The sequence below is a fragment of the Ruficoccus amylovorans genome, assembly GCF_014230085.1.
GTDB lineage: Bacteria > Verrucomicrobiota > Verrucomicrobiia > Opitutales > Cerasicoccaceae > Ruficoccus > Ruficoccus amylovorans.
In genome coordinates this window covers 158,256-164,642 of the sequence record NZ_JACHVB010000063.1, presented here as the reverse complement: position 1 = coordinate 164,642, position 6,387 = coordinate 158,256, and the positions used below count along the sequence as shown (strand labels likewise).

The window sequence follows — 6,387 nt, the reverse complement described above, 5'->3', positions numbered from 1 at the left end:
GGCGGGTGGCGGTCCGCCCTGGCAGGCGACCGCCACCCCCACGGTGAGCAGGGCGAGGATGAGGTTAGGCCACATCGTTGCCTCCCCTCCAGCGGACGCAGGGTCCGCGATACGGACACCAGCCGCAGTGCATGCCCGGCTGCGGATGCCAGCGCTCGTGATAGACCCCGTCCACCATGGCCTGGGCCATGCTCCAGAAGCGTTCCCGGGCCGCCTCGTCGGCGGGCGGGAGGCGGTGGACGATGACCTTGGGTGTCTTCGTCTTGACAAGGAAGACCAGTTCACGGGCCGAGACGGGCTGGCCGGTGGCCTCCTCGATCAGCAACTGGTAGGCGCACAGTTGTCCTTCGTGCAGGAAGGCCTCCAGCTCGACGTTGGGGGTGGCGGCGACCGTCTTGAAGTCGCACACCACCGGGCCGTCCGCAGCGGGCAGGACCAGGTCCACGTAGCCCAGCAGGGGCGAGGGCAGTTCCGGGAAGTCGTCCTGGAGCTTGACCTCGACCCCGATGGGCTTGGCTTCGTTCTGGGCGTGTTCGCTCTCGCAGTAAGCCCGCAGGAGGGACTCGCCCTTGGCCAGGGTGGTTTCCCGTTCCTCCTCGGCGAAGGAGACGGAGGCCTCCTGCTCGTGGGCGGCGAAGGCCGTTAGGCGCACAGTTGTCCTTCGTGCAGGAAGGCCTCCAGCTCGACGTTGGGGGTGGCGGCGACCGTCTTGAAGTCGCACACCACCGGGCCGTCCGCGGCGGGCAGGACCAGGTCCACGTAGCCCAGCAGGGGCGAGGGCAACTCCGGGAAGTGGTCCTGGAGCTTGACCTCGACCCCGAGGGGCTTGGCCCCGGTCTGGGCGTGTTCGCTCTCGCAGTAAGCCCGCAGGAGGGCCTCGCCCTTGGCCAGGGTGGTCTCCCGTTCCCCCTCTGCGAAGGGGACGGAGGCCTCCTGTTCGTGGGCGGCGAAGGCCGTCTGGTAGTGGTTTATAACTACATCGGTCGAGGCATCCCCGCCGCGCCAGCGGGCGATCCAGTAGGCCTGGATGCCCGCGTGGACGGCCTTGCCCAGGTGCAGGCTCACGCTGCCCGGCTCCGGCAGGCCCAGCACGCGCTTGAAGTAGAAGCGCAGGGAGCATTGCAGGTAGTCGCGGATGGCCGAGGGGCTGACGTGGGCCAAGGCCCCGTCGCTGGAGCGCAGCGGGAAGGCCACGACATCCGCCGGGGGGCGGTGGTCGGGATCGGCGGGCCGGATCATGGCACCCTCCCGTCTGGAGCCGTGCGGCGGGTGCTGCCCCGGCGTGGGGAGCGGGCGGCCTGGCCCTTGCCCCCGTGGCGTTCCAGCAACTCGTCGATCAGCCCGGAGGCTTCGAGCTTGTTGAGGGAGCGCACGCCCTTGCCGAAGCGTTCCCGGGCCAACTCGTTGATGGTCTGTTTGTCGAGGGCGTGTTCTTCTACGAGCCTGAGGATCAGCTCACGCTGCTTGGGTGAGCAGGCCCAGGTGTCGGCTCCGTTGGACTCCACCCCGTCGGCGGGGATGGAGTCCAACCGCCGGGCAGGCCCGGGTGCGGGTTCCGGCTGCCTGCCTTGCGGCAGCCAGCCGGTCTGTTGGAGTTCGCGGTCCACGGAAGTTTGGAGCAGGCGGTAGACCCGCTCCGACTCCTCCGGGACCTGGTTGATGTCGCCCAGCTCCGCCCGGATCGTCACCCCGTACTGGTGCGACGAGTACCCCGGCAGACCGAGCTTCTTGCAATAGTTGGCCTCCAGCACGATTGCCATGGAGCGCCTCCTTTCCTGGTTTATCGACCGGTCCAGATACAAAAGACCCGGGCGGCGGTCGATCCGTCCCGGGTCTCAGATAACGGACCTTCCGCTATCAATCATATATAACCCGGAAACGGGGCGTTTTGCCGGGGAAGGAAAAAGCAGTGACGGCAGGATGAGCAGGGGGCTTTTACGGTATGATGGTCGGACGCTTCGGACGCCGATTAGCTGTTTCCAATTGGCACGGCATCGCTGCAGGCACTGCTTTGGGTCTTAGTCTTCTTTGTCTATGGGAGAGGTGTCTGTAGAACGCGTCCTCTCGATTTTCTTCAAGACGATTGAGGGCGGATATTTGTAGGGCCGGATGGGGATCATTTCTGGCAAGGTTCGAGGCAACCGATGTCGAGATGGGCGAAGAGGCTGGGCTTTGAGGGCATCGTCCACCTTATGGGCCAGTTCCTTTTCCGACCATGGCGGTTCGCAGCGGAGATTATACATCCGTAGTTGTTCCAGGGCTTCTTCACGACTCAGGAGGAATCTCTGGACAAGGGCGCAGGCCACCTTGAAGGTCTGGTTGTGGCCCCCCTGCCCGGAAATGGCAGGGGGGCATGTTTCCAGATAGGCACGAGCTTTGGATTTTCTATCCATCGTTATTGCAGTACTTAGTCCTGAATGGCCAGGCCGCGATAACCACGTAACTCCTTGTCACCGACACGAATGTCGTGGGATCTGCGCAGACCGTATCTTTCTTGGATCAAGGCCGGGAATTTTCTTATGGCCTTATGGTAGCCATAGGGTTCCCATCCTTGCTCGTCGCAATAGTTCTCGTAGGCGTAGAACAAGTCCCGAGAAGTTATCGTGCCCCCCGGGCTGAGAACCAGTTTCTCGGTGACAAATGCCCGAACGGAATCTGACTCGTTTAACAAAGTGTCTATGCGGAGGCGCTGAGAGTCATTTAGCAGAAAGCCTCCATGGCTAGACAATTCCTTGCTGTGTTTATGTAACCCCTCCAGCATCCAGTTTAGAATGCCGGAGCCTTCCTCTTGCAGGAGTTGTTCGCTGAATTTGGGAATATTTGGTCTGCCTGTATTCCGTTTACTCCATTCCAGGATGATCAACCGTCGGCGCCAGGCTTCGCTGTCTCCATCGACCATCACGTGCAAATCCGAATTAGACGTAATGATAATGTGAAAATCTCCCTGTAGTGTGATAACCGTGCTAAGTCCCTTCTTCTCTGCCGAGAGCGTGTCACCTCCAGACAGTTTCTTGAGTATGCTGGCACCCTTTTCCTGCAGGAAATGTCCCGGGACATCCTTGCCAGCGAGCAGCCGTTTACCCACGTAGAACTGAAGTTCGAAACGTCCATTGAGATTGTTCGTGCGAAGCTCGTAAATATTATCCTTACCGATAAGCTTTTCGGCCAGATCGACAAAGGTGGACTTTCCGCTTCCGGCAGCACCCGTTATCAGGATGATTGCCTGGGCAGCGTTATAGGGCAGTAAAATACTACCCATGATTCGTTGGATAAGATCAATATCCTCCGGGCCAAGGCAGGGTTCCAGCAATTCATGGACGAAGCGTGGACATGTCGCTTCTTCCACGTATTCAACGGGGATTTGGTTGCGGGAATAGAATTCCGGGCTGAATGACTTCAGCAGGTACTCCTCCCCAGATATGTCAATGACGCCATTGTGGACATGAATGATTGATTGCGGGTGCGTAAATGCACCTGGCTTCTCGACCTTGGGGCGAAACAGTGTGAGGACTGATTCAATAAAGGGGGCGGTAATCTTGGCCAGAGAGCAGGTGAGCTCGTTCTCGATCATTAAGCGTCGAACCAGCTTATCGATCATTCCCTTGATTGTCGTGAGTTGCTTGTGTTCCCACAGGCCGTTCTCACCGTTATAGCAATAGAACTCACCTTCTTCGGGGATATATATCATCAGGTGCTCCCGGCTAAAAAGCGCTGCCAGGCACCCCTGGTTCAGGGTGACTCCGCCCTTCTCCCCATGGATAAATGGAGGGCCTTGTTCGGTGAAAAGCTCCTCCAGGGTGTCATCTGAGTCCAGGGCTTCTACATCCCTCCAGGGGCATTGAAGGTCCGTGGGCCAGTTAATTTCCTCGAAGGGAATCTCCACAATGGGCTGCTCGGCTGCAATTGAGTAGTTGCATCCAGAAGGATGCTTCCCCCAGATCACGGTTTGACCTCCATCGGCACGGAATTCTCCCCAGGGGGCTCCTTGCTTGTTCTTGAGCTTGGTGAGTTTCGGGTGCTCGCCGACAATCCGGACCCAGATGTTCGCTCCTCGTGCCCCTCTTGTTCGCAGTGAGGATTGAAGGGTGGGGTTCAACTGTAGGAATGGTTCAACCGCCTCGTCCTGGTCAATGTCGATGGAGCATAGGCCAGAAGAGGGTTTACCGAGAAGAACACCAATGTTGAACCGACCTGATGAGAGCTCTTCAAGATAGTCGGGCGTCATTTCGGCAAGGGTGGTTTTCTGCCAGTTCTTGTTAGAGGGATATTTCTCCCCACAGGGGAGCTTGAGAAGGACTGTGTTTTCTCCTAGTATTGTAAGAAGGTTATGCATGTGATTAAATCTATTTTTGTGTTTTTGTACCTGAGGTACGCGGTAAACACTCCTCCCGGGCGAAGGATTGAGTTCCAACGCTAGGAGGAGTATTTTAGGTTTGGGGGTTAGTTATCTCGAGCGCACGGTGCACTCGTTCTCCAACGCACTCCGAACGGCTTCGATATCGAAGCGAACCAGACCTCCAATTTTGAGGTAGGGTATCGTGCGTAACCTTGTCATTTGGCGTACCCAGCGCACCGAAGGTCTACTGCCTTCGTCAAATAGCGCGTCGATAAGCCCCTGGGCATCGACATATCGTTTTGTCGATGCATTTTCATTATGCATTTACTCTTATTTGATTGAGTATGCTTCCCTTCAGCAAAAGGGCCGCTGAATAAAAAACGGGTACATCTGTTTCTTACAGTACGACCTGTTTTTCTAGAACTCTCCAGCCTGACGGAGTGTTCTTGGTCTATGTATTCCGCATTGGCGATCTCGCCCTTGGCGTCACCGCGGAGGGAGTCGATATCCATCGTTTCTCCCGATCGCTTACGAAATCCCACGTCCAGGCGTTGCTGAGCCTGGTTGATACGGGTATTTGGTAAGCGCATAGAGATTTTCATTGTTCTTTATCGGATTTCCGAAATCCGAGTGGCGAAAAATGGAAAAATCACTCGACTGTGTAAAGACCTTTCTTGGAAAAATTCTCCCAAAAAAGAAGTTCGGAGAATTTGTTCACTTATCTTCATTTATGTTCCTCAATATACCGTCCGTCCTGCTTTTTCATGCGAGGCGGCAGGGACATCCCTTTGGGAATAATGTGCCAGAACGCGTCCGCTTCCACTTCGGACTTCAGGTCCAGATAATGCTTACGAATAATGGACTCCGAGTTGCCAGCTTGAAGCGCCGTGTCTCCGACTGACCGAAACGCCCCTACTGTCATCGAGATATACGTGTGGCGTAAGACGTCGTGCGTCAGAGAAAATCGTTGCCGCACTTGAGCTGACATGTCGTCAAATCGTTTGGTCCTGACGATGGGGTACTCAGAAACCGGGTATTTCTTCAGCCACAGTTGGAGATTGGGCTGGAGTTTGATCGTTCGCTTTTCATTGTTTTTGGAGACTTCTGGCTCAATCAGGATAACGCCGGTGTCCTGACGAATGTCTTTCAATCCCAGCTTGCTGATTTCCCCATTACGCCAGTCCGGGCGAATGCCAGCGAAGAGCGTCAGGGCAAAGTAGGGGACCATGCAGCCCGGTTTGTTCCACCACTGCCCGTTTTTGTTTTGCTCGCCTCGATAGTCTTCCAGCCAGTGCATCAGGGCTTCAGCCTCCTGGGCACTCAGCGTTTCTGCCGTCCCACGGGACTTTTGAATCTTGTACTGTTGAACTTTGGCAATCGGATTATCCGCAGCAAAGCCTTGGTTCAGGCAGTATTCGAAAAAAGTATTCAGGTAGCCCCGTCGATTGTTCCAAGTTTTGAGTGACGGACCTGAACTGCTTTTCCCTTCCGTTGTGGTCTCCAAGTAGGTTTTCAGTTCTGCGGAGTCAATACTGCTGACCTGACGCCCTTCGAAGTAGCGGGAGAATTTGTTCATCTCGAAGCGGATCGCCTGTTCTTGGCCAAAAGAGAGCGCACCCCGGTTGCGTTCTTTGGACTTTTCGTCGTAATATTCTGAGGCCGCTTCATTCGCCTTCTTGATGATGGCGGTTTCCTTGAAGTGCTTGAGGAAGTAATCCGTGGCAAAGGTCAGAGAGCGTTTTGACCCGGACTTTTTCAATAGGCTCAGGGCGGCTATTGCGTCCTGGTTCTCTTTCTGGCTAAGCGTTGTCCAGATGGTTTTGCCCTCGGGTTCTTCGTTTAGGGCACGTACATCCAGCCTCTGTCTTTCGGCGACGGCATGACTGCGATCTTTGAAGTTCTGGCGAATGCGTTTACCGTTCAAAGTGCCGGATAATCGCCAGACTTTTTCGCCGCTCGGGTTCGTGAATCGTGTAATCTTAAATCGACTTGCCATCTCTTTCTTGGATTTGCCAATTCAAAATGGCAAATATCCTTGAAAGGTCGATAAA

At 55.9% G+C, this 6,387-nt stretch carries 6 protein-coding genes; all 6 read right to left on the bottom strand.

The window, feature by feature from the left end:
• Nucleotides 1-64: 64 nt before the first annotated feature.
• A complete protein-coding gene (locus H5P28_RS18615) occupies nt 65-652 on the bottom strand; it encodes a PD-(D/E)XK nuclease family protein (protein WP_185677195.1) in 588 nt (195 codons plus the stop codon).
• A complete protein-coding gene (locus H5P28_RS18610) occupies nt 643-1,239 on the bottom strand; it encodes a RecB family exonuclease (protein WP_185677194.1) in 597 nt (198 codons plus the stop codon). Before H5P28_RS18610 ends, H5P28_RS18615 begins: the two co-directional genes overlap by 10 nt.
• A complete protein-coding gene (locus H5P28_RS18605; protein ID WP_185677193.1) occupies nt 1,236-1,760 on the bottom strand; it encodes a hypothetical protein in 525 nt (174 codons plus the stop codon). Before H5P28_RS18605 ends, H5P28_RS18610 begins: the two co-directional genes overlap by 4 nt.
• A gap of 258 nt (nt 1,761-2,018) precedes the next feature.
• Entirely contained in the window at nt 2,019-2,393 is a 375-nt protein-coding gene (locus tag H5P28_RS18600) for a primase C-terminal domain-containing protein (RefSeq protein WP_185677192.1), read from the bottom strand.
• A 14-nt stretch (nt 2,394-2,407) separates the two neighbouring features.
• A complete protein-coding gene (locus tag H5P28_RS18595; RefSeq protein ID WP_185677191.1) occupies nt 2,408-4,333 on the bottom strand; it encodes a phage/plasmid primase, P4 family in 1,926 nt (641 codons plus the stop codon).
• Nucleotides 4,334-5,060: 727 nt separating this feature from the next.
• Complete coding sequence (locus tag H5P28_RS18590) at nt 5,061-6,260, bottom strand: tyrosine-type recombinase/integrase (RefSeq protein WP_185677190.1); 1,200 nt, start codon at nt 6,258-6,260, stop codon at nt 5,061-5,063.
• Nucleotides 6,261-6,387: the final 127 nt, after the last annotated feature.